A 707-nucleotide genomic window follows, 5' to 3' on the forward strand; every position below is an offset into this window, starting at 1 on the left:
GTTCTTTTACGCTCGACTTGATCGCTCTCACTTGTTTGTCATACGAGCCTTCGTAGTTGTGCACAACATATCCCGCGTTAGACGATTCCGCATCTCCGCCAACGATATATGTATGGTTGTCTTCTACCTCGAGATTGTAAACCTTCGTCGGCTCTACGTTGTAGTGAAAGATCCCGGTTACTTGCCCCCAGCTTCCGTCCGACTTCAACACTTCGTCGTTTACTTTCAGGTCTTCCACTTTCACCCACTCGGAGACTTGAACTCCACTCTCGGGTGATTCTTTCTCGAATCTTCTTTCAAGTGTAGAAGCCATCACAAGTTGTGGTGCGCTCTCTACAAGTGCGACCGTTTTGTTTCGTCTTCTAAACGGATGGTTCCAAGTTGTATGGATCTCTTCTTCTCCGTTGAGTTCCAAGAAGAATAACTGAGGAACCTCGTGCACGAAAAGTTCGGTGACTCTCTTGTTCTCAAGTTGACCCGTTCTTTCGTTCCAAGATTTCACCACGTCGCCGATTTGGATGTTTTCGATAGCGACCAGGTCGTATGCGTTTTCCGTTTTTTGAATATTCTGATTACTAGATATTCCTGTCTTCTTCAGTCGCCATACAGGAACGTCACCTCTAAAACAAGTGTCCAAGTGAAAGACTCCCGCCTTGTCCACCATCTTCGATCCGTCGTTTGCAAAGCCGAAGCTCTGCGCAATGTCA

General features: G+C 46.8%; 1 protein-coding gene. It reads right to left on the reverse strand.

All coding sequences use genetic code 11. The features are described 5' to 3' along the window. Positions 1-707 (reverse strand): polymorphic toxin-type HINT domain-containing protein (locus tag CH376_RS23950; RefSeq protein WP_276329227.1); only part of this gene is annotated, 707 nt, incomplete at both ends.

This window comes from Leptospira adleri (genome assembly GCF_002811985.1).
Classification (GTDB): domain Bacteria; phylum Spirochaetota; class Leptospiria; order Leptospirales; family Leptospiraceae; genus Leptospira; species Leptospira adleri.